Annotated in this window: 19 protein-coding genes; 2 read left to right on the plus strand and 17 right to left on the minus strand. The window is 70.0% G+C overall.

Annotated features, from left to right (window positions below; all coding sequences use genetic code 11):
- Positions 1-6: 6 nt before the first annotated feature.
- The 12 genes from DMP23_RS37380 to DMP23_RS37435 all read right to left on the minus strand — a co-directional run bounded on the left by DMP23_RS37380 (position 7) and on the right by DMP23_RS37435 (position 12211).
- A complete protein-coding gene (locus DMP23_RS37380; RefSeq protein WP_037808158.1) occupies positions 7-372 on the minus strand; it encodes a hypothetical protein in 366 nt (121 codons plus the stop codon).
- A gap of 16 nt (positions 373-388) precedes the next feature.
- The gene (locus DMP23_RS37385) at positions 389-949 is read right to left on the minus strand and encodes a TFIIB-type zinc ribbon-containing protein (RefSeq protein WP_336156677.1); all 561 of its coding nucleotides are present in this window, start codon (positions 947-949) and stop codon (positions 389-391) included.
- A gap of 58 nt (positions 950-1007) precedes the next feature.
- Complete coding sequence (locus DMP23_RS37390; protein ID WP_037808156.1) at positions 1008-2441, minus strand: MBOAT family O-acyltransferase; 1434 nt, start codon at positions 2439-2441, stop codon at positions 1008-1010.
- 569 nt (positions 2442-3010) lie between these two features.
- Positions 3011-3682 carry a TetR/AcrR family transcriptional regulator gene (locus DMP23_RS37395; protein WP_337823840.1) on the minus strand — a complete coding sequence of 224 codons (672 nt, stop codon included), beginning with the start codon at positions 3680-3682 and terminating at the stop codon, positions 3011-3013.
- A gap of 39 nt (positions 3683-3721) precedes the next feature.
- Positions 3722-4678: a 23S rRNA (guanosine(2251)-2'-O)-methyltransferase RlmB gene (gene rlmB / locus DMP23_RS37400; protein ID WP_037808150.1), complete on the minus strand. Its 957-nt coding sequence runs from the start codon at positions 4676-4678 to the stop codon at positions 3722-3724.
- Between the two features lie 30 nt (positions 4679-4708).
- A complete protein-coding gene (gene cysS, locus DMP23_RS37405; protein ID WP_337823841.1) occupies positions 4709-6094 on the minus strand; it encodes a cysteine--tRNA ligase in 1386 nt (461 codons plus the stop codon).
- Between the two features lie 44 nt (positions 6095-6138).
- Complete coding sequence (locus DMP23_RS37410; RefSeq protein ID WP_043827186.1) at positions 6139-6825, minus strand: HAD family hydrolase; 687 nt, start codon at positions 6823-6825, stop codon at positions 6139-6141.
- 55 nt (positions 6826-6880) lie between these two features.
- Entirely contained in the window at positions 6881-8353 is a 1473-nt protein-coding gene (locus DMP23_RS37415; protein WP_238603989.1) for a hypothetical protein, read from the minus strand.
- Entirely contained in the window at positions 8350-10347 is a 1998-nt protein-coding gene (locus DMP23_RS37420; protein WP_337823842.1) for a hypothetical protein, read from the minus strand. Before DMP23_RS37420 ends, DMP23_RS37415 begins: the two co-directional genes overlap by 4 nt.
- 190 nt (positions 10348-10537) lie before the next feature.
- Positions 10538-11002, minus strand: a complete 465-nt coding sequence (ispF, locus tag DMP23_RS37425; protein WP_337824483.1) for a 2-C-methyl-D-erythritol 2,4-cyclodiphosphate synthase — start codon at positions 11000-11002, stop codon at positions 10538-10540.
- A gap of 5 nt (positions 11003-11007) precedes the next feature.
- The gene (locus DMP23_RS37430) at positions 11008-11652 is read right to left on the minus strand and encodes an IspD/TarI family cytidylyltransferase (RefSeq protein WP_037808139.1); all 645 of its coding nucleotides are present in this window, start codon (positions 11650-11652) and stop codon (positions 11008-11010) included.
- 67 nt (positions 11653-11719) lie between these two features.
- A complete protein-coding gene (locus tag DMP23_RS37435) occupies positions 11720-12211 on the minus strand; it encodes a CarD family transcriptional regulator (RefSeq protein WP_009084200.1) in 492 nt (163 codons plus the stop codon).
- Positions 12212-12485: 274 nt separating this feature from the next.
- Between DMP23_RS37435 and DMP23_RS37440 the strand changes: the two genes are divergently transcribed.
- Positions 12486-13157: a hypothetical protein gene (locus DMP23_RS37440; RefSeq protein WP_037808136.1), complete on the plus strand. Its 672-nt coding sequence runs from the start codon at positions 12486-12488 to the stop codon at positions 13155-13157.
- A gap of 46 nt (positions 13158-13203) precedes the next feature.
- A complete protein-coding gene (radA, locus tag DMP23_RS37445) occupies positions 13204-14565 on the plus strand; it encodes a DNA repair protein RadA (protein ID WP_037808135.1) in 1362 nt (453 codons plus the stop codon).
- Here radA and DMP23_RS37450 read toward each other — a convergent pair whose 3' ends face one another.
- From DMP23_RS37450 to DMP23_RS37470, 5 genes are all read right to left on the minus strand, one after another.
- Positions 14566-15660, minus strand: a complete 1095-nt coding sequence (locus DMP23_RS37450; RefSeq protein ID WP_337823843.1) for a hypothetical protein — start codon at positions 15658-15660, stop codon at positions 14566-14568.
- Positions 15657-16262, minus strand: coding sequence for an RNA polymerase sigma factor (locus tag DMP23_RS37455; RefSeq protein ID WP_043827190.1), 606 nt, complete (start codon positions 16260-16262; stop codon positions 15657-15659). The genes DMP23_RS37450 and DMP23_RS37455 overlap by 4 nt, the downstream gene beginning before the upstream one ends.
- 39 nt (positions 16263-16301) lie before the next feature.
- Positions 16302-16835 (minus strand): hypothetical protein, encoded by a 534-nt coding sequence (locus DMP23_RS37460; RefSeq protein WP_337823844.1) that lies wholly within the window; start codon positions 16833-16835, stop codon positions 16302-16304.
- A gap of 130 nt (positions 16836-16965) precedes the next feature.
- Complete coding sequence (gene otsB / locus DMP23_RS37465; RefSeq protein WP_275293967.1) at positions 16966-19500, minus strand: trehalose-phosphatase; 2535 nt, start codon at positions 19498-19500, stop codon at positions 16966-16968.
- 41 nt (positions 19501-19541) lie between these two features.
- Complete coding sequence (locus DMP23_RS37470; protein ID WP_037808125.1) at positions 19542-20993, minus strand: alpha,alpha-trehalose-phosphate synthase (UDP-forming); 1452 nt, start codon at positions 20991-20993, stop codon at positions 19542-19544.
- Positions 20994-21006 lie beyond the last annotated feature (13 nt).

Here is a 21006-nt window from a genome sequence, read left to right on the forward strand (position 1 = left end):
CGCGACTTACGGCAGCGGTACGAGCGCTCCCATGCCTGCCCGTACGAACTGGGTCGACAGGCGTTGCGGCAACGGATTCGGGTACAAAATAATCGACGCGAACGGCGACGGCGTGTACCCGGCCCCGCCGTTGCTCTGCAGGTGCACGCTGACGTGGACGTTGCGGTCAGCGGGAATCTCGAACGACACGGTGCCCCAGGAAACGACGTACTGGCGGCCGTCGATTCCCGCGATCGGGATGTACGCACCGGCGTGGAAGATGTGCGTGGAAATGTCGATCATGAGCAATCGCCGCGGACCGTCGTGCGGGTCGACGTACGGGATGACATTCGGGGTGGACGACAGGTCTGGCGGCTCGGTCGGGTCAGTCATCGGTCCGGGCCTTCCGTCAGGGCGATGAGCGAAGCTTACCCTCGACGGATCGGTCGTCGGGTGCCGAAGGCCGGAGAGTCGCGCGCATCCGGCCGATTCGGCGCAGGATCCGTTCGCGGTTCTTCGCGGCTTTCAGCCAGGTCGGAAGCGCGGCGAGCATCGTCATGAGGCGTAGACCCCCGCCGTCCGCGGGCAACTGCTGCTCCCGAATCCGAGCGGCGACATAGGCTTCGAGGTAGTCCAGGTGTCGTTCGTTGTAGGCCCACAGCACATGTCCGTCGAAGTCGGCTTGCAGCCACAACGGGTGCTGCAGGAAAGGATCGCGCGCGTTCCCCAGCGGAGCCGGCGCGAGCTGAACGGAGTTTCGCGCGTCCTGAGTGTGACCGCAACGGCCGCACACTAGCCGTCTCGGGGCGAACAGGATCCTCTCAGTCGGCGGCGCGCCTGGTACCACGACGACTTTCGCGCAGCGCTCACAACGGGGGCAACGAACCAGCACCTCGTCAGCGGTGAAATCCCCTATCCACAGCTGTTGGTCGCGAAACCGCTCCCCGCCGTTGCTGGCTGCCGACCTCATGCGGGAAGCCTGACGTTCACCTGTCCGGGACGTCAACCGGAATAAAGCGGCTCCGCGATCAGAACTGGTAGTACAGGAACGGGCTGAACGTCCCCGTAGCCACCAAGATCGCCGCGTAAACCAGGCCCACCGTCATGACCCCGATGCGCAGTGCGGTCGCTCCGCGGCTTCGGGACGATTCCAGCAGCGGGCCGGTCACCGGATGCGCCGGGAGGATGAACACGATCAGTGCCAGCAGCAGGATCACCAGCCGCTGGTTCGTCAGCGCGCTTTCCACGACGTCGCCGAGGCCGCCGAAATCCGGGATCAGCATGTGGCCGATCATCGACAGCGCGTGGCCCAGATCGGCTGAGCGGAAGAAGACCCAGCCGAACACGACCAGGATCAGGGTCAGCACTCGGCGGGCGATGCGGGCGACCGGGCTGGCGGGAGCGTCGCCGAGGTGGAAGCGGCGTTCGATGACCAGAAGTGCGCCGTGGTAGCAGCCCCAGATCAGGAACGTCCATTGCGCGCCGTGCCAGAAACCGGTCAGCACGAAGACGATCGACAGGTTCCGGTACGTCTTTCCGGCGCCCGAACGGTTGCCGCCCAGCGGGATGTAGACGTAGTCGCGGAACCAGCGGGACAGCGACATGTGCCAGCGGCGCCAGAACTCCGTGATCGTCACCGACGAGTACGGGCGCGCGAAGTTCTCCGGCAGCCGGAAGCCGAGCATGCGGCCGAGGCCGATCGCCATGTCCGAGTAACCCGAGAAGTCGAAGAACAGCTGCAGGGTGTAGCCGATCGCGCCGAGCCAGGCCGTCGTGAAGGTCATCTGGTTCGCGGGGGTCGAGAAGCAGGCTTCGACCATCGGGCTGAGCGAGTCGGCGATGATCGACTTCTTGCACAGGCCCAGCGCGAACCTCGGGAAGCCCGCGGCGATGTCGTCCAGCCGGTGCGAACGCCGTTGCGGAAGCTGGTCGGCGATCTCCCGGTAGCGCACGATGGGACCCGCCACCAACTGCGGGAACATCGCGATGTACGCGGCGAACGACACCGGGTTGCGCAGCGCGTGCCGCTCGCCGCGGTAGATGTCCACCACGTACGAGATGTGGTGGAAGGTGTAGAAGGAAATGCCGATCGGCACCACGATGTTCGCGACGCCCAGGTCGCCGCCGAACCAGTGCGCGACGGCGGCGATCTGCTGCGTCGCGAAACCGGCGTACTTCCAGATGACGAGCACGAGGACGTCGAGCGTGATGACGCCGATCAGGATCCGCTTCCGGCGCGTGCCGCGGACGTCCCACGGGCTCGGCTCCAGCGCGGGTCCGGCCAGGAAGTTCACGGCCATGCAGAGCAGCAGCAGGAACAGGTACGGGCCGGCGCCGATCGTGTAGAACAGCAGGCTCGCGACCGCGACGATGCCGTTGCGCCAACTGCGCGGGCACACCAGGACCGCGATCAGCACCGCGGGCATGAAGTACCACAAGAACAGCGGCGAAACGAACGACATCGGTGACGGACCCCCTCGGTTCCGGAGGAGACCTTAGCCCGAGCGGGTGGCTTCGCGGGGCGATGCCCGACGGATCACAGCACGAATCACCGAGGGTGACGGATTTGGGGGGATTTCGCCCTTCGCGACGGGGAAGTGGGCGGGTGGTGGAGCTGCGTCGCGGCTGGGGCGGGAGTGTCATGGGGCGGGCGGTAGGCCGGGGGCGGCTGGGTGGAAGGGCGGTGGGTGCGCGAGAGGGCAGGGCGGGGTGGGGTTGGTGCGGGAGAGCGGTGGGGGTGCGACGGGGTAACGCGGGGCCGTGGGCGCGCGGGCAGTGCGCGGGGCGGTGATTGGTGCGCGGTCGCGAGAGTGGTGAGCGTGCGATGTGGGGGCGGCGGAGCGGGATGTTGATGGGCGCGCGATGGCAGTGCGCGAGCGGCGGTTGGGGCGGCGGAGCGCGAAGGTGATGGACCCACGACACGGCAGCGCGACGGCAGCCGGGGCCCCGGAGAGGAAGAGCGCTGGCCGTGAAGATGCGCGACCACCAGCGGAAGCAGCCCGAGAGAGCCTCGCAAACGAAGCGTCCAGGCTCAGTCGGTGATCCGGTCCAACCACTCACCCATCAGAGCCTTCTCCGCCGCACTCAACCCCGACACCTGCGGCAACACCGCCCGCAAAGCCGTAGCCGCGGCAGCCGGGCCAGGTGCGCGAAACACCGGCCGGTCCGTGGTGATCGCTGCGATCACCGCTTCCCGGGCCGCGGCCGAGACCGCGAGGTCGCGAGAATCCGCAGGCGTCGAGATCAGGCTCAACGTCGCCCCCGAGCCGGCGGCGTGGATCAAGGCCGCCGCAAGCGGCTCTGGCACCCGGAGTCGTCCGGCTGCAGCGATGCGGCTGACGCGCGTTGCGAGGATCGCCAGGGACTTCTCCAGCGCGGGCGAACGGCCGGGCCGGGTGGTCATCAGCCGGTACAGCGCGGGGTTGGCCAGGCCGAACTCCAGGTGCTGATCCCAGCCCCGCCGCAGGTCGTCCAGTGGGTCCTCGGCGGGCGGCTCGGCGGTTTTCGCCTCAAGGTAATCCTCGTAGCCCTGGACGGTGATGGCGTCGAGCAGGCCGTCCTTGTCTCCGAACAGTCGATAAATCGTCGGAGGCTGGACGCCTGCCGCCGAGCTCACGGCACGGGTCGACACCGCGTCCGGGCCGTCGCTGGTCAGCAGGTCCAGTGCGGCCGTGATGATGCGGGCGCGCGCGTCTTCGGGCATGTTATCAACGATAACAGCCCGTTGATTCCAGCGAAAACCTCAGACGCGTCCGGCGATCCGGCGACGGCGGGCGACCTCGGCCAGCAGTACCCCGGCGGCGACCGAGGCGTTCAGCGATTCCACGCCGGCCGCCATCGGGATCGAGACGGTCGCGTCGCAGGTTTCGCGGACCAGCCGGGACAGGCCGCGGCCTTCCGAGCCCAGGACGACGACCAGCGGGTCCGCGGCCAGTTCGAGGGCATCGATGTCGACCGTGCCGTCGGCGTCGAGGCCGACGATCATCAGACCCTTCGAAGCCCACGCACGCAGCTGGCGAGTGAGGTTCGTGGCGACCGCGATCGGCAGCTTCGCCGCGGTACCAGCACTCGTGCGCCACGCGACCGCGGTCATTCCGGCGCTGCGGCGTTCCGGCAGCAGCACACCCTGCGCGCCGAACGCCGCGGCGGACCGGATCACCGCGCCGAGGTTGCGCGGGTCGGTGACGCCGTCGAGCGCGACGAACAGCGGGGTGTTGCCCGAGTCGCGCGCGGCCTCCATGAGGTCGTCCGGGTGCGCGTACTCGAAGGGCGGCACCTGCAGGCCGAGGCCCTGGTGCATGGCCCGGTTGGTCTTGCGGTCCAGCTCCTCGCGCGGGATCTCCAGAATGGAGATGCCCTTGTCGCCGGCCAGCCGGACGGCCTCGTTGACCCGGTCGTCGATGTCGATGTTGAGCGCGACGTACAGCGCCGTGCCCGGCACGTCCGCGCGCAGCGCCTCGACGACCGGGTTGCGGCCGGCGATCAGCTCCGGGCGGTCGGCCTTCTTCTGCCGGGCCTGGTCGCGCTTGTTGGCGGCGTTGGCAGCGCGGTACGCCTTGTGCCCGGGCCGGTCCTCAGCCCTCGGCGTCGGGCCCTTGCCCTCGAGCGCCTTGCGCCGCTGGCCGCCCGAACCGACGACGGCGCCCTTCTTGGTGCCGGTCTTGCGGATGGCACCTTTGCGCTGTGAGTTGCCTGCCATGAATCCTCAATCTCTGCTGCCGCGAGGAGGTCAGGAGTTCCTGACCGTCCATTGCGGACCGTTCGGGGTGTCTTCCACCGCGATCCCCGCCGCCACGAGACGGTCGCGGGCGGCGTCCGCGCGGGCGAAGTCCTTCGCCGCACGGGCCTCCTGGCGTTCGGCCAGCAGGGCTTCCACGAGCGTGTCCAGCGCGTCGCGGACGGGAGTGTCCGAGCCGCCGTCCGCCCAGTCCGGCGACAGCGGGTCGATGCCGAGCACGGCGGTCATCCCGCGGACCGTGCCCGCCAATTCGAGTGCCTTCGTGGTGTCGCCTCCGTCGAGGGCGGCGTTACCGTCACGGACCGTGTTGTGCACCACGGCGAACGCGGCGGGCGTCGCCAGGTCGTCGTCCATCGCCGCGGCGAATTCCGGGGAGACCGGGCCGACGTCCACCGAACCGGCCGACTCCGCCCGGCGCAGGAACGCTTCGATCCGCCGGTAGCCCTGCGCGGCTTCGGTCACCGCGCCTTCGGAGTACTCGACGGTGGACCGGTAGTGCGGCTGCACCAGGTAGTAGCGCAGTTCGGGCGCGCGGTAGCGCTCCAGCATCGCCGGGATCGCGACCGTGTTGCCCAGCGACTTCGACATCTTCTCGCCGGACATGGTCACCCACGCGTTGTGCAGCCAGTAGCGGGCGAACCCGTCGCCCGCCGCGTTCGACTGCGCGCGTTCGTTCTCGTGGTGCGGGAACACCAGGTCGACGCCGCCGCCGTGGATGTCGAACTCGGCGCCGAGGTAGTTGGTCGCCATCGCCGAGCACTCCAGGTGCCAGCCGGGACGCCCCTCGCCCCACGGCGTCGGCCACGACGGCTCGCCCGGCTTCGCGCTCTTCCACAGCGTGAAGTCGCGCGAATCACGCTTGCCGCGGGTCGGCGTCTCGCCCTGCTGGACCTCGTCGAGCTGCTGTCCCGACAGCGTGCCGTACTCCGGGAACGACTTCACCGAGAAGTACACGTCGCCGTCGACGGCGTACGCGTGCCCGGCTTCGATCAGCCGCTCCATCAGCTGGACCATCTGCGTGACGTGCCCGGTCGCGCGCGGCGTGACCGACGGCGGGAGGCAGCCGAGATCCTCGTACGCCTTCTCGAACGCCCGCTCGTGCGTCGCCGCCCATTCCCACCAGGGACGACCGGCGTCGGCGGCCTTGGCGAGGATCTTGTCGTCGATGTCGGTGACGTTGCGGACCAGCAGCACGTCCAGTCCACTGTGGAGCAGCCAGCGGCGGAGCACGTCGTAGTTCAGCATGCCGCGGACGTGCCCGATATGCGGTACTCCCTGCACGGTGGCCCCACACACGTAGATCGACGCCGTTCCGCTGCGGACGGGAGAGAACTCCCGGGGGGCACGGGTCGCGGTGTCGTACAGGTGCAAAGCCACGAGGTAAAGGGTACCGGGGGCACTGTGGGAGACGTCGCAGGACGTCAGAGCACGCCGTGCTCCCGCAGCACGCCCAGCAGCGCGTCCGGCCGCTGCGCCGTGGGCAGCGGGTCGACCAGGGCGAACCGGCAGCCCAGCGCACGGGCGCCGCCGTCGGCCTCCTCGCTGTCGCCGACCATCAGCGTCTCCTCGGCGCGCACGCCGAGCCGCTCGATCGCCGACTGGAAGATCTCCGGCTCCGGCTTCACCGCTCCGACCTCGAAGGACAGGGTGAATTCGGCGACGTGCGCGTCCCAGCCGCGCTGGCCGAACGCGGGCCGGATGTCGAACGCGATGTTGCTCAGCACGCCCGCCTTGCGCCCGCTGCTCGCGACCGCCTTGAGCGCGGCCTCGGTGTCCGGGTAGGGCGTCCACTGGTCCGGGGCGATGAGCTGGGCGTACAGCGCCTCGGCCTGGTCGCGCCGGGGCACGCCGGACAGCCGCAGCACCTCGAGGTACACCTTCCGGTGCAGCTCCGGGTCGCGGTCGCGGTTGTGCCAGGCGTACAGGTGCTCCTCGTCGAGTTCGACGGACTGCTCGACCGGCGCGGTCATCCGCCGCATCAGCTCGGTCTGCGCTTCGACGTCGAGCGCCTCGCCGTCGTCGTCGCGCACGTCCTCGAGCCAGCCGTCCTGCTGCTCAAGCCGGAAAAGAGTGCCGGAGAAGTCGAACAACACCGCGTTGATGGCCACGCACCAACCCTATCGGGCGACCCGGGTGCGACGCCGCCCGTTTGTGGTGCCCGGCTCACGCCGCCGGGACGTAAAGCTCCACGAACTCCGGCGTCGCGTCGAGCCGGACGCGCAGGATCGGCACCGCCTTGTTCACCGGGTCGCCGCGGTCGTCGAACGAGATCATGCCGCTCGCTCCCGGGACCGCGGACTGTCCGTGCAGCCGGTTCCTCGCCTGCAGCACGTCCTGCGCGGTGACCTGCTCCGGAGACACCCGCGGGATGCCGCGGATGGCCCAGATCACGGTCAGCACCGCGTCGTGCGCCAGGATCGCGATGCCGTCGTCCAGCCGTTCCCGGGGGAAGACCGCGGTGAAGCAGCCGGAGCATCCGGGCTCCTCGAAGCTCGCGACGGCGGCCTTGTTGAACGACTCCGGATGGTCGCGCCAGGCCTGCGGATGCGCGAGCCCCGGCGCGAGCACGGTGACGTTCGCCTGGAGGCCGCGGCGCATCTCCGGACCGGGCGGGCCGACCTGGGCGAGGTCGCCGGTCAGCACGGTGAGGTGTTTCTCGAGGCAGGGCCGCTGGGCGAGCTGCGCGACGAACGACTTCAGGTGGTCCTCGCGGCCGGCGAAGTACACGACGTCCGGGTTGTCGCCGCAGATGTTCGGCATCATCTGCAGGAAGGTGTTCTCGATCCCGGGCAGGCTGGAGTCGTAGGACTCGGTGCGCCCGACGATCCGGTGCGTGGCGTCGGCGAACGTCTTGGTGAACGCCGTGGCCAGCGTCTTCGGGTACAGGTCGCCGGGGTTCTGGTCCTGCACGACGGTCGCGGTGTGTGCGGTCGGCTTCACGTAGCCCGCCATCGAACTGCCGTAGGTCGAGCTGGTCGGGGACACCCGCAGGAAGCCCGGGATCTGCGAAAACTCATCAGCGGCCAGGTGCGAGGCGACGACCGGGACGCGGTGGTCGGACAGCTTCTGGATGGCGCTGCGCGCGGTGTCGAGGCTCAGCCCGATGCCGGTCACGCCCACGATCCGGTCGGCTCCGGTCCGGCCGATCAGGTCGTCGACCACCGGCTCCCACTGTTTGAGCTGGCTGCCGGGGTTGGCCAGCAGCAGCCGGATGAGCGGCACGCTGCCCCACGACTGCGTTTTGTTGGCCCGGTGCTGGGCGACATACGCCCCTTCGAGCTGGTGGCGCACCCATTCGCGGGAAAGAATGTCGTGGTCGGTGAGCGTCATCGGCAGGAGCACCGCGATGGTCACGTACGGCTTCCCGGAACCGACGGTTTCGGTATTTTCCTGATGAATTCTGTTTTCCACATCGGCGAGGTCGGGAGAGAACACGAATTCGCCGTCAGTCGTGCCGATGCATTCGGAATTCTCACCGCGTTCCTCGACGCCGGCGCCGCACGTGCGGTTGGCCTCGCTGATCGCCGGGACGACGACGAACGCGGCGACGACGATGACCACGACCAGCAGCACCGCGCCGCCGCCCCAGAGCCACTTCGCCCACGCCGGCCGCGGCGGTTTGATCCGTTGCGTCATCGGTAGCGCTCCGCTCGCTCGTGCAACAGCATCGATCCTCGTCCCCGGCCTTGGGCCAGATGGTGGAATCCGCTCTCGATGGTGGCGTTGAGGGTGCCGCCCGGGTCGCCGAGCGGATCGCGCGCCAGCCACAGCGAAACGACCAGCCACGCCACGGTCGTCTCCAGTTCGCCTTCCCACTCGCCGACGCGCTGCTGTACCTGGGTGTAGGGATCCGCGTTCTCCACCAGCCGGTTGGGCGCGGCGGTGATCGTGTCCAGTTCGGCCAGCCACGCTTCGGCGGTCGGCACGTCGAACTCGGCGTGCGGCGCGCTGAGCGGTTTGCACAGGTGCGTCACCACCGCGTCGACGTTCTCGAGCGCCAGGTCGTGGTAGCGAGCGGCGGCGACGCGGCCGTTCTTCTCGTAGAAATCGCGGCAGCGCGTGTGCACCTTTTCCCAGCTCAACGGGTGATCGTCGGCGCGCGTCGCCAGCTTCCGCAGCAGCAACCGGCGCAGCCACGGGTGCAGGACGTAGCGCGACGGGTCGTCCGGATCCGCGCGCAGCCACAGCTGATCGGCGAGCTGCTTGAACAGCGGTCCCTCGCCCATCGGATTGCGCAGATCGAGAATTTCCTTGTGGAACAGCATTTCCACGTCGACCGCGGCGCTCGCGGTGACGAGTTCCTGGCGGCTCGCGGTGGAAAAGTCCTGCAGCAGGTAGTCGCACATCTGCGCGAGCAAAGTGGACTCGCTGCCGTCGTCCAGGGTTACCTTGGTGTACAAGGATTCCCGCAACGTGTTCGGGTTGCCCGGCTCGTAGCGCGCGGCGAGCGTCTGCAGCACCTCGCGCACCGCGCCGGGGTGTCCGTCGGTGAGCCGGGACAGGAACCGCGGCAGCCGCGACGTCGGGTGCACGTCGTGCGCGGCGGCGACATCGACGACGTCCCCGCTGGAAAGCGTGCCGAGTTCCAGCAGGTACCAAGGGGACCAGCGGTTGTCCGGCTGGCCGGGAATCCAATCGGTTTCCACGTGCGCGGGCAGCCGCGGCACCGGCCAGTCGAGCCCGCTGGTCCGGTGCTCCGGGTTGCGCCGGATCTCCCGGTCGCTTCCCGGATGCGCGGTGACCATCGACCAGCTTTCGCTCCAGTCCGGATTCCACGTCCGGCTCGTCGCGATCACCACCAGCGGATCGGCCTCGTCCGGCGTGTGCCTGCGCGCCTCGGCGAGCGCGCGCAGGAAGTCCTGTCCGCCCTTCGTGTGCGCGTTGTCCAGCAATACCAGGCAATTCATCGTCCGGCGGGTGCCGGAGATGCCGGAGTAGGCGCGGCGCAGGTCGGCGAGGAACGCGTCGCAGATGATCGCGTCGACCGCAGCTCGGTCCTCGTCGTCGCCGTGCGCGTGCTTGGCGATTTCGATCAGGAAGTCCTGGTGGTTGCCGTGCCCGGTCGGCATGGCTTTGACCTTGCCCATCAGCCGTCGCCGGTCGTACCAGCTGAGCCCGCGCAGCAGGAGTTCGGTCGCCTCGTTCCAGCCGGGAAGGCTGTTGCCCGACGTGACGCCGCCGACGAGCTTCACGACGTCCACGATCGCGTCGCGATTGCGTTCCAGCGGCTGGTTTTTCGCGATCAGATCCCGGAGTTTGCGCAGTGCGGCCCGGCGGTCGCCGAGTTCGACCGGAGCGCTGAGCACGAGCATGCACAGCCACAGCCGGGGAAACGCGATACGGCCGAATTGCCGCCACTGCCGACCGAGATCAAACGCCAAGTGGCCCAGCAGTTCCCGCGGCTGGATCTGCTCCCAGTCGCGCCGCTCGAAATCGACGAGCGCGTGCGGGATGTCCTCGCACCGGATGCGCAATTCCTCCAGCAGCGCCGACTTCCCCGCGCCGCGCACGCCGAGCGCGACCGCGATCGGCAGCGGTCTGCTCTGCCCTCCCGGACGGGACAGCAGTTCCTCGACCAGCCTCCCGGTGATCGAACGTACTCCGGACAATCGATGCGCATCGACGGGCATCGTCCCCCTTTGGCCGGGCGGCCCCGCTCCCTGCCGCCGCAAACGTCGCGGAATAACTATAATGAGCCGCGGGTACCCGCGCAGAAGTTAGCGGAGATCGGCGAAGATCGTTTTCCGATGACCGGGTGGTTAGCGCTGGTCAGGTATCGCGAAGAATGGAATATTACGATTCCGGGTGAGCGAATTTAACTCAGCCGCGGATCAGCAGCGCGGTCGCGACCGCCGCGATGCCCTCGCCGCGTCCGGTGAGCCCGAGCCCGTCCGACGTGGTCCCGGAAACGCTCACCGGTCCGCCGACGGCGTCGCTCAGCACCTGCTGCGCCTCGTCGCGCCGCTTCCCGATCCGCGGGTGGTTGCCGATGACCTGCACGGTCGCGTTGGAGACCTGCCAGCCTTCCGCCTGCAGCAGGGCACGCACCTCGACGAGCATGTCGATGCCGTGCGCGCCGTCCATCCGCGGATCGCCGGTGCCGAAGACCGCCCCGAGATCGCCGAGGCCAGCCGCGGACAGCAGGGCGTCGCACAGCGCATGTGCCGCGACGTCGCCGTCCGAGTGGCCAGCACAGCCGTCGACGCCCGGCCACCGCAGACCGGCCATCCAGCATTCGCGGCCCGGCTCGACCGGATGGACGTCGACGCCGTTGCCTACCCGCAGATCGGTCACAGGGGATCCTCCCGGTCCCCGCCGGCGACGAGCGCCTCGGCGAGGGTGAGTTCGAAGGCGCTCGCGACGCGCATCGCGTCCGGATCGCCGGGGACGGTGGCCGCGCCCGCGGTGTCGGCGAGACCGGGGTCAGCGGAATCGGCGAGTGCGGAACGGAAAGCGGAAAGGGAAAAACCAACCGGGGTTTGCGCACTGCGAAGACCGTCGCGATCGACGGTAGCGGTGACAATTCCGGATTCGTCGGTGGTTTTCACCGTGTCGGACATCGGCAGCACCGGAACCGCGACGGGCGCGCCGTCCCGGACCGCGGCCAGCACGCGCTGGACCGTCCGTTGTGGAGTGAACGCCCGCAGCGCGTCGTGCACCAGCACGACGGCGCCGGAGGAAAGCAGCGGCTCGACGGCGGCGAACGCCTGCCGGAGCGAGGAGCCGGGAACGACCCGGCATTCGAGGCCGCGCAATGCCTCGGAAAACGACTTCGCACACCGCTCGGGGGCTGCGGCGACCACCAGATCGATTTCCGGTGTGCCGAGCAGCCCCCGCACGGTGTGCGTGAGTAGTGCTGCACCGCCGACCGCCGCGAGCGCGAGCTCAGGATCGGCCGGACGGTGCGCGACAGTCACGAACGCGACGCTGTGCACCTGTGGGTTCATCAGGTCGTGATCGTAGGGAACCGGTTGCCTCGGCGGCGAACCGGAGGACCCGGGGTCAGACCGTCGCGGTCTCTAGCACCTCGTCGAGGAGCGTTTCCGCCTTGCCCTCGTCGGTGCCCTCCGCGAGCGCGAGCTCGCTGACCAGGATTTGCCGTGCTTTCGCCAGCATGCGTTTCTCGCCGGCTGAAAGTCCGCGGTCCTTTTCTCGCCGCCAGAGGTCGCGCACCACTTCGGCCACCTTGTTCACATCGCCGGAGGCGAGCTTCTCCAGGTTGGCCTTGTACCGACGAGACCAGTTCGTGGGCTCTTCGGTGTGCGGAGCACGCAGAACATCGAAGACCTTGTCCAGTCCTTCTTGCCCGACGACATCGCGCACGCCGACGATCTCGGCGTTGTCCGCGGGCACGCGAACCGTAAGATCCCCTTGCGCGACTTTGAGGACGAGGTACTTCTTTTCCTCGCCCTTGATCACGCGGGTCTCGATCGCTTCGATGAGTGCGGCACCGTGGTGCGGGTAGACGACGGTCTCTCCGACCTTGAAAACCATGTGTCCTCTGCCCCTTTCGCTGACTCCATCCTATCACGGCCCGTCGGCGGCCACCTAGCGGCCCGGGATCGTCGTCGCAGGTCAGCGGCCTGAGCAGGGCTTGACAAACCGGTTTTCGCCGTGCTCATGCAGGTGAGCCGACAGCGCCCCGACCGGCGCTGTGGGATCCTTTGTGGACAGTCGATCGGCCGGGAACGCACACCGGTTCCGCGCGCGGAGAACCGCCCGGCTAGTCTTCGGGAAGGACGAGGCCGTGAAAGGGAAGGACTCTGACGTGAGGCTGCAGAATCGCCGCGTGCTCGGCGCAGGCGTGTCGGCGCTCGGCGCCGCACTCGTGCTCGCCGGTTGCGGAGCCGGTCAGATCACTCAGACCGACACCCAGCAGCCCGCCGTCAACGGCACCTACGCCCAGGTGAAGACGATCGTGCTGCGCAACGCCGCGGTGCAGTACCCGGCGCAGGGCCCCGGCTACGCGGCCGGTTCGCCCGCCCCGCTCACGCTCACCGTGATCAACCAGGGCCAGAAGGACGACAAGCTCGTCTCGGTGACCTCCGAGGGCGCTTCCGGCCCCGCGCAGATCTCCGGGGACACGGCGATCGTCGCCGGCCACTCGCTCGTGATCGGCCCGGCCGACGCGGTCGAGCAGGGCGCCCCGCCGCAGTCGGAGTCGGCGAACAGCACGCCCGCCTCCGAGCTGAACCAGCCCGCCAGCGGCGCGCCCAGCTCCGCCCCGAGCAGCTCGGCTCCCAACTCGGCGTCCAACGCGCCGCAGACGGGCGAGAGCGGCGGCGCGGCGAGCCAGCTCGGCTCCGGCAAGGTCGTGCTGCCGGGCCTCAAGCAGCCGCTGTGGCCGGGCGCGACGATCAAGGTCACCTTCACCTTCCAGAACGCCGGCCCGATCGTGGTCGAGCTGCCGGTCGCGGCACCTGCGCACGCGGGTTCCTGACCGCGTCGCCGCGAGTTTTGTCGGTGTCCGCCGATAGCCTCGCGGAGTGGTGAAGAAGACCAGCACCGTCCACCGGTGCGCGGAATGCGGGTACGAAACGGCGAAGTGGGTCGGTCGCTGCCCGGAATGCCAGGCGTGGGGCACGCTCGAGGAGCGCGGCTCCGCGAAACCGGCGATCGCGCGGGTGGCCGCCGGGGCGCCGAGCGCGCCCGCGAGGCCGATCGCCGAGGTCGACGTCGAGGCGGCCAGGGCGAAGGCCACCGGCGTGCCGGAGCTGGACCGGGTGCTCGGCGGCGGGCTCGTGCCCGGCGCGGTCGCGCTGCTGGCCGGTGAACCCGGGGTCGGCAAATCCACGCTGCTGCTCGAAGTCGCGTATCAATGGGCGGTCACGGCGGGGCGTTCGCTGTACGTCACCGGCGAGGAATCCGCGGGACAGGTCCGGCTGCGCGCCGAGCGCACCGGCAACGTGCACGGTGAGATGTTCCTCGCGGCGGAGAGCGACCTGTCCGCGATCCTCGGGCACGTCGACGCGGTGAAGCCGGGCGTGCTGATCGTCGATTCGGTCCAGACCATGGCATCGCCGCAGGTCGAGGGCTCGCCGGGCGGGGTGACGCAGGTCCGCGCGGTCACCTCCGGGCTCGTCGCGCTGGCCAAGGAACGCGGGCTGCCGGTCCTGCTCGTGGGACATGTCACGAAGGACGGTTCGGTCGCCGGTCCGCGCGTGCTGGAGCACCTGGTGGACGTAGTGCTGCAGTTCGAGGGCGACAAGCACTCCACGCTGCGGATGGTGCGCGGCATCAAGAACCGGTTCGGGGCGGCGGACGAGATCGGCTGTTTCGAGCTCACCGAGGGCGGCATCGTCGGGGTGCCGGACCCGTCCGGTCTGTTCCTGAGCCGGACCGCGGAAGCGGTGCCGGGCACCGCGGTCACGGTCGCGGTCGAGGGGAAACGGCCGCTGCTGGGCGAGGTGCAGGCGCTGGTGTCGAGCAGCGGCATGCCGCAGCCGAGGCGTGCCGTGAGCGGCCTCGACTCGGCGCGGGTCGCCATGGTGCTCGCCGTGATGGAGAAGCGCGGCCGGCTGAAGCTGGGCGACAAGGACGTCTACGTCGCGACGGTCGGCGGCATGAAGATCACCGAGCCCGCCATCGACCTGGCGCTGGTGCTCGCGCTGACCTCGTCGCTGCACGACGTGGCCCTGTCGCCCCGGCTGGTCGCGGTGGGCGAGGTCGGGCTGGCGGGCGAGATCCGGCGGGTGCCGAACGTCGGGCGGCGGCTGGCCGAGGCGGCCCGGCTCGGCTTCACGCACGCGTTGGTGCCGCCGGATTCCGGCAAGCTCCCGGACGGCATCCGGGTGCTGGAGGTGCCCGACGTGGCGAGCGCGCTCAACGCGGCGAACCACGCGAAATGATCAGTCCCCCGCCCGCTCGGTGGTCTCGGAGGAGAACTGCGCGGAGCTGACCAGAGTGCCGGGCGCGAACCTGGTGACGGAGCTCGCGGAGAGCACCTGGAGGTCGGTCAGCTGTAGCCGGGTCCGGTTGAGCGAGACGAGCACTCGGTACGGGCCGGCGAGCACCGCGTATTGCACGAAGTCCGGAGCGTCCTGCACCAACTGGAATCCGAGCACCGGGTTGTCCATGGCTTTCACGAAGGCGCCTCGCAGCTCGCGCGACGCGTACCCGGAAGCGAGGACGTTCAGGACCATCCCGGTCGCCGACGGATAGGTGATGGGGCTGGGGTCCTTCGGAGCGCCGTAGTTCAACGGCTGCGGCAGCGGCCCGTCGCCCGCCGGCGACAACTCCGGAGGGATGCGGTCCTTCAGGAGGCGGTTGGTCAGCTGGTTCGGGTCGGTCGGCAGGCCCGCGACGAAGTCCGGGGTCGGCTGGGACCAGCCCAGCTGAGTGCTGGCGGCCGCGTCTCCGGGGAAGCGGGCGTCGCGCGTGAACCGCCCGCCGGGCGCGGACTCCTCGGCCTGGGACGGTCCGGGCAGTTTCGCGCTGTCCCGGGGATCCCCGCCGAGCAGCGTCGGCGGTTCGGCGCGGGTCCAGCGTCGTTTCCAGACTCCGGACGGATCGGCCGGGATCCACAGGTCCACCTGTTCCGGGACCCTGAACACACTGCTCCCGCTCACCAGCACGGTGCGGCTGTACTTGGTCACGACGTGGGTGAACGGCGCGCCCGCTTCGCGACGGTCCGCCGGGGCGGCCGGGCCGGCGGGCGCCAGCGTCGTCGGCGCGGTGGCGAGTTCCCGGACCACGACCACGCCGCCGGTGACGAGTGCGACCGCCGCGGCCACGGCGATCCACCGCCACGCGCCGGAGCGCTTTTTCCGTTGCGGGACAACCGGTTCGGCCGATTCGCTCACTGCCGCGGCGGCCCGCATCATGCTCGCGCGGGCCCGGTCGAGTTCGGCGCGGTCGGTGGCCGTCTCGTGCGGGTGCAGCGCGGCGAGGGCCTCGTCGAGTTCGGCATCGGACCACAGATGCCGCACGGTGTCGTCGTTCACTGGTCTTTCGCCTCCTCGCGGGTCGACGCGCCTGCGTTGGTGCGCAGCCATCTGCGGATCCGGTGCAGCCTCGAACGGACGGTGCCCGGCGGAATGCCGAGCGCCTCGGCGACTTCGACCGGTTCCAGCCCGGCCCACGAGACCAGCAGCAGCGTGTCGCGGTCGGCGACGCTCAGCTTCGCGAGCGCGCCCGCCAGCTGTGCCGCGCGGGCCTGTGCGTCCACCTGCTCGGCGACCCTGGTGTCGTGTCCGCCGTGGCCGCGGTCGCCGGAATTCGCGAGCCGCGCGGTGGCTCGCAGTGCCCGGGTTTCGCTGCGGACGTGGTGGCGCAGCAGGTTCGTCGCGATCCCGTACAGCCACGAGCGCGCGGTGCCCAGCTCCGGCTGGTACGACTCCCGGCGGCGCAGCGCGACGAGGAACGTCTCGGCGACGAGATCGTGCGCGGCATCCGGGCCGACGCGGCGCGCGAGGTAGCGGTGCATGGTCGCCGCGTGCGCGTCGAACAGCCGCCCGAAGGCCGGGGCGGGATCGGGTCCGCCCAGGTCGGGGCGGTCCTGCGGGCCGGTCGACACCGGCTCGGGACCGTCGTGGGTCACCTGCATACCCACTCTTGCCCGCGGCGCGGGCGAGCGTTCACGGCCTCACCAGATGGGATGGTCGCTGAACTTCTCCAGCGTGCTCACCGACGGCCGGACGAACCAGAGTCCCGCGCTGTAGCCGATCAGGCCGATGGCGAAATTCGCGAAGGTCGCGAGCAGTTCGGGCAGGCCGAGCTTGCCGTGGTTGCCCCAGAGATCCACCAGCGCGGACACCCCGAGCGCGATCAGGCAGCTGATCGACAGCACGGTGAAACAGGCGGTCAGCGTCGCGCGCGTGCCCCGGGCCCTGGCGGTCACCAGGTAGTCGCCTTGCAGGCAGCGGCGTGCGGACAGGACGACCGCGGCGATGGCGAGCACGGACAGCATCGGCAGCAGCAGCGCGGCGAGACCGAGCAGTCCGCGCGGCAGGCTGTGCCCGTGCAGCGGACGGTTCACGAGCGCGGTGATGCCGAAAACGAGCAGCGTGCCGATCGCCAGCGAAACCCCGATGACCACGGACGCGACGCGCACCCGGGCGGCGAACAACGGCGGCAGCGGGGCGTACTCCGCGGACTGCTGCCCGTAGTACTGCTTCACCGCATCACCTCCGCGCCGGCAACCCGAACGAACGTGCAAATGCTCGTGAAGACCACCTTAACGGAATGCGATTCCGGCAAGGCGGCCTTCACGGCACTTGTCACCGAGGCGTGCTAACGGGCTTGCCTGATCAAGCCTTCTCGGCAAGGAGATTCGCGCACCGGATGAGGCCGATGTGCGAGTACGCCTGCGGGTGGTTGCCGAGCGAGCGCTCCGCGACCGGGTCGAACTGCTCGGGCAGCAGCCCGGTCGGGCCCGCCGCGTCGACGATCTGCGCGAACAGCTCCTCGGCCTCGTTGCGCCGCCCGGTGCACAGGTACGCCTCGATCAGCCAGGCCGCGCAGATGTGGAAGCCGCCCTCGCCGCCGGGAAGGCCGTCGTCGCGCCGGTAGCGGTACACCGTGGAACCGCTGCGCAGTTCGGCTTCGATCGCCGTCACGGTCTTCTGGAACCGGTCGTCCGCCGGGTCGATGAGCCCGGTGAGGCCCACGAACAGGGACGCCGCGTCGAGGTCGGTGCCGTCGTAGGCGGTCGTGAACGCCTGCACCTCTTCGTTCCAGCCGTGCTCGAGCACGTCGGCCTTGATCTGGTCGCGCAGCGTCGGCCAGGCGCCGGGGACGTCGCGGCCGTACTCGTCGCCGAGCCGCACCGCGCGATCGATGGTCACCCAGCACATCACCCGCGAGTACACCCGGTGCCGCGGCACGTGCCGCTCTTCCCAGATCCCGTGGTCCGGCTCGTTCCAGCGCCGCGTGACGGCCTCGGCCATCGCGCGCACCATCTGCCAGTCCTCGTCGCGCAGTTCGCCGCGCACCTCCGCCAGCGTCGCGACCAGTTCCACGACCGGGCCGAACACGTCGAGCTGCACCTGGTGGTTGGCGAGGTTGCCGACGCGTACCGGCCGCGAACCGGCGTACCCGGGCAGCGATTCGATGACCGCCTCCGCGCCGATGACGCTTCCGGCCAGCGTGTACAGCGGGTGCAGCCGCTCCGGGCCGGCCAGCGTGGCGAGCACGCCGTGCAGCCACTTCAGGTAGCCCTCGGCCTCCTCGTGCGAACCGAGGTGCACCAGTTCGCGGACGGTCATCGCGGCGTCGCGGATCCAGCAGTAGCGGTAGTCCCAGTTGCGGACCCCGCCGATCTCCTCCGGCAGCGACGACGTCGCGGCGGCCAGCACGCCGCCAGTGTCGGTGTTGACCAGACCGCGCAGGGTCAGCGCGGAGCGGCGCACCAGTTCGGTCTGCACGGTCGGCAGCTTGAGCTTCGCCGCCCAGTCGCTCCAGTACCGGCCCGCCCGGTCCCGGCGGTCCACTTCGGACAGTTCGTGCGCGGCGAGATCCGTGGTGCCGCAGCGCAATTCGAGCACCACCGGCTGCTCCGGCGTCGGCTGGACGAGCGCGGTCGCGGTGTCCTGCAGCCCGTCGGAGGCGATCGACCATTCGACGCCCGGCGAGCGCAGCACGAACGGCTCCGACGTGCCCAGCACGCGCAGGCCCTCGGCCTCGGCGACCAGCCGCACCGGCACGCCGCCGAATTCCGGCCGCGGCGCGAACACGACCTGAGCCACCGCCTCGCCGGAGATCACGCGCACGAGGTCGGTGCGGTGCCCAGGGCTTTCCGGCTCGAGATAGTCCGTGACGAGCAGCCGCGACCAGCGCGTCTCGACCGTCATCGTGTTCGGCAGGTACCGCTGGCCGAGCGGGAGCCCGTTGCGGTGCGGTTTGATCGAGAAGTGCCCGGCGCCGGGACCGCCGAGCAGGTCGGCGAACACCGCGGGGGCGTCCGGGCCGGGGTGGCACAGCCAGGTCAGTTTCGCGTCCGGCGTCACCAGCGCGACCGAGCGCTCGTTGGCGAGCAGCGACAGCCGCTCGATCGGCGGCGCGGACTCGCCGTAGAGCCAGTTGCGCCGCTCTTCCAGGAGGAACGCGAGCACCATCGCGACGTCGACGGTGTCGGGCACGTGGTACTCGGCGAGCGATTCGCCGTCGCCGACCTTGATGCCGAGGTCCGGACCGGCCAGCCGGGCGAACGCCTTCTCGTCGGTGACGTCGTCGCCGAGGAACACCGCCGCGGTGGCCCCGACCTGGTGGCGCAGGGTGTCCAGCGCGTTGCCCTTGTCGGTCTTCACGACCGCCAGCTCGACGACTTCCTTGCCGTCGGTGGTCGTGACGCCTTCCCACTTCGACGGGCCTTCGTGCACGGCCGAGAGGACGCGCCGGCCCGCGTTGTGCTCGGCGCGGCGCACGTGCACCGCGATGCTCGCCGGCTTGACCTCGAGCGACACCCCGGGCACGTCGAGCACCAGCTGTTCCAGCTCGTGTTCGAGCCGCCGGTGCAACGCCTTCGCGTCCTCGTCGAGCGCGTGGATGAAGCCGATGTCGAACTCGGACCCGTGGCTGCCGACCAGGTTGACCTCGGACGGCAGCCGCGACAGCGTCGCGAGATCCCGAAGAGCCCGGCCGGAGATCACGGCGGTGGTCGTTTCGTGCAGGCCGGCGAGCGATCTCAACGCGCCGACGGACTCGGGCAGCGGCCGCGCCTCGTCCGGGTTCGCGGTGATGGGGGCCAACGTGCCGTCGTAGTCGCAGGCGACCAGCAGGCGCGGGGTACGGGCGATCTGCACGATCGCGCGCCGTAGCTCCGCGGGCAACGCCTCGGCGGTCAACACTCCTCCTCAGGAGGTCCAGCGCGGTACGGGGGAGGGGGTCAGTCGGCCGGTTCGGCACCCAGCGCCTGGAGGAACGAACGCGCCCACCGGTCGACGTCGTGGGTGAGGACCTGGCGACGCATGGCGCGCATCCTGCGTCGGCCCTCGGCGGGGTCGAGCGTAATGGCAGCCTCCAACGCGTTCTTCACCCCGTCCAGATCGTGCGGGTTGACGAGGAAAGCGCTGGTCAGTTCGGCCGCGGCGCCGGCGAACTCGCTGAGCACCAGCGCGCCGCCGAGGTCGGGGCGGCACGCGACGTACTCCTTGCAGACGAGATTCATCCCGTCGCGCAGCGGAGTCACCACCATGACGTCGGCCGCGGAGAAGAAGGCGGCCAGTTCGGTGCGGTTCACGGATTGGTGCAAATAGTGCACGACTGGGTGGCCGACGCGGGCGAACTCGCCGTTGATCCGGCCGACCATCTGCTCGATCTCGCCGCGCATCCGCTGGTAGTGCTCGACCCGTTCGCGGCTCGGGGTGGCCAGCTGCACGAACGTGACGTCGCCGGGTTCGAGACGGCCCTCGTGCAGCAGTTCGTGCAGGGCCTGCAGCCGCAGGTCGATGCCCTTGGTGTAGTCGAGCCGGTCGACGCCGAGCAGCACCGTCTTCGGGTTGCCGAGGTCGCGGCGGATCTGCTTGGTCCGCTCGACGACGCCCTTGCTGCGGGCGAGCGAGTCGAGGCCCGCCGCGTCGATGGAGATCGGGAACGCGCCGACGCGCACCGTGCGGTCGCCGACCTGCACCATGCCCGGCCGGGACCGGACGCCGACCGCGCCGCGGGTCGGTTCGAGGCCGACCAGCTGCCGGGCCAGCCACAGGAAGTTCTGTGCGCCGCCGGGCCGGTGGAAGCCGATCAGGTCCGCGCCGATCAGGCCGCGCACGATCTCCGCGCGCCACGGGAGCTGCATGAACAGCTCGACCGGCGGGAACGGGATGTGCAGGAAGAAGCCGATGCGCAGGTCGGGCCGCAGTTCGCGGAGCATCCGGGGCACCAGTTGCAGCTGGTAGTCCTGGATCCACACGGTCGCCCCCTGCGCGGCGACGGCGGCGCTGGCCTCGGCGAATCGGCGGTTGACCTTCACGTAGCTGTCCCACCACGACCGGTCGAAGACCGGCCGTTCGACGACGTCGTGGTACAGCGGCCAGAGCGTGGCGTTGGAGAAGCCCTCGTAGTAGTCGCGGACCTCGGCCGAGCTGAGCGACACCGGGTGCAGGACGAGCCCGTCGTCGTCGAACTCGTCCACGTCGACGTCCGGCACGCCCGGCCAGCCGACCCACGCGCCCTTGCGGGAGCGAAGGAACGGTTCGAGTGCCGAAACGAGTCCGCCCGGGCTGGCGGTCCAGCGTTGTTCCCCGTCCGCGGTCCGTTCGAGATCGACGGGCAGCCGGTTGGCCACCACGACGAAATCCGCGGACGGTCCGCTGTTCCGGTCGGCAATCGCGTCAGTCACTCCAGCTGCTCCC

It is taken from the genome of Amycolatopsis sp. A1MSW2902 (assembly GCF_017312175.1).
Taxonomy (GTDB): Bacteria; Actinomycetota; Actinomycetes; order Mycobacteriales; family Pseudonocardiaceae; genus Amycolatopsis; species Amycolatopsis nivea.